2 protein-coding genes are annotated in these 1898 nt (G+C 55.7%); one reads left to right on the top strand and one right to left on the bottom strand.

Annotation, left to right across the window (positions count from 1 at the left end; translation table 11 throughout):
• The coding region (locus FN633_RS14690) for a terminase (protein ID WP_154058961.1) at window positions 1-1247 on the top strand (1247 nt) is incomplete at its 5' end.
• On the opposite strand, the gene FN633_RS14695 is transcribed toward FN633_RS14690, so the two are convergent.
• Complete coding sequence (locus FN633_RS14695) at window positions 1248-1667, bottom strand: HNH endonuclease (RefSeq protein WP_154058215.1); 420 nt, start codon at window positions 1665-1667, stop codon at window positions 1248-1250.
• Window positions 1668-1898 lie beyond the last annotated feature (231 nt).

Consider the following 1898-nt stretch of genomic DNA (forward strand, 5'->3'; position numbering starts at 1 on the left):
ACGGGATCGGCAAATCGGCATTCATATCGATGCTCATTAAGTGGGGCATGGACACCTGTGAGGACTGCAAGGTGGTCGTCACCGCCAACACCGACAACCAGCTGCGCACCAAGACCTGGCCGGAGATCATCAAGTGGTCGAATCTGTCCATCACTAAGGACTGGTTCACCACCACCGCGACGGCGATGTACAGCAACGATCCGGGCCATGACAAGCGCTGGCGCGCGGATGCCATTCCTTGGTCTGAACACAACACCGAAGCGTTTGCGGGCCTGCATAACGAGCGCAAGCGTATCATCGTCGTGTTCGATGAAGCCTCCAACATCGCGGATCTGGTCTGGGAGGTAGCCGAGGGTGCGCTGACCGATGAAGATACGGAGATCATCTGGGTAGCTTTCGGGAACCCGACGCGTAACACCGGCCGCTTCCGTGAGTGTTTCCGCAAGTACCGGCACCGCTGGAAGGCCAAGCAGATAGACAGCCGCACCGTTGAGGGAACGAACAAAGAGCAGCTCCAGAAGTGGATTGAGGACTACGGCGAGGATAGCGACTTTGTGAAGGTGCGTGTGCGGGGGATCTTCCCGGATGCGTCGGAAAACCAGTTTATTCCGTCCGGCCTCACGGGCCCGGCGGTTGGAAGGGTCATCACGCCAGACCAGGTGCAGCACGCGGCTACGGTCATCGGCGTCGACCCGTCGCACCAGGGCAAAGACCCGGCGGTTATCTACCTGCGTCAGGGGCTGCACTGCCGGAAACTGGGCGAGTATCCGCGCACCACGGACGATGTGTGGTTTGCCAAGGTGATCGCCGACTTTGAAGATCAGTATCGCGCTGACGCGGTATTCATCGACTACGGATACGGCACCGGCCTGAAATCGGTGGGTGATAACTGGGGCCGGAACTGGACGCTGATACAGTTCGGTGGTGGCACTGCTGATCCCGAGATGGGCAACAAGCGCGGCGAGATGTACAAATCCGCCCGCGATGCGCTGAAGCTGGGAGCGCAACTGGATAGCCAGGATCTAGCCGATGAGCTCAGCGCGCCGGAGTACAAGGTTAGGCTCAAGGACAGCAGGAAGATTTTGCAGGACAAGGAAGAGATCAAAGAGACGCTGGGCCGTTCTCCTAACAACGCCGACGCCTACGTGCTGACCTACGCTTTTCCGGTGGTGAAGAAGCAGTATGTGCCAGGGCAGCAGCAGGGCCAGCAGGGAAGGGCGATTACAGAATATAACCCCTACGAATAATTACCAGGTGACTTTTCTCACGATGTCGCTAACGTGAGACTGACAAACACCGAACTCTTTAGCCAGGGTTACGGTGTTGCTGTCTTTTGAGCCTCTTACATATCTACGTCGAATTTCTTCCACCTGCTCGCTGGTTAGTTTTGCCCGGCCATTCTTCTCACCATTCAGGTGTGCAGATCTATTTCTTGATGCCCTATCTCTGTTGTTGTCGAGTTGAGTGCCGATTTCAAGGTGTTCTGGATTGATGCAGGGTGGGTTGTCGCACTTATGCCTCACGACAAGGCCGTCAATTTCTGATAGCTCAATACCCTTACTCTGGCAGTAAGCTAGACGGTGAGCCTTGACTACCTTTCCCTTATAGCTGCGTACTCCGTATCCATCTTCACTTCTGTACTTTTTCCACTCGATACACTCGCTCATGGTGATCACCTTAAAAAAATGCCCGGCGAACCGGGCAAACTGGAAGCAATGATTACGGGGTACTACACAGCATCACGGGAGTGATTAGGTTGTGGCGGTGGTGCCTCCACCTGCTGGTATTAGCCAATTCCAGCGACGTACACTGCCCGGAAACGTATTCATCTGGACGGGCTTGGCTCGTCACGCGCGCATAGCCGCAATTACCACAACGAAGAGAGCACTGATTACCAC

It is taken from the genome of Pseudescherichia vulneris, from assembly GCF_902164725.1.
Taxonomy (GTDB): Bacteria; Pseudomonadota; Gammaproteobacteria; order Enterobacterales; family Enterobacteriaceae; genus Pseudescherichia; species Pseudescherichia vulneris.

What these genes read in the sequence shown, in the direction of transcription:
- FN633_RS14695 (WP_154058215.1), bottom strand. Translation starts at nt 1,667, where the DNA reads ATGAGCGAGTGTATCGAGTGGAAAAAGTACAGAAGTGAAGATGGATAC.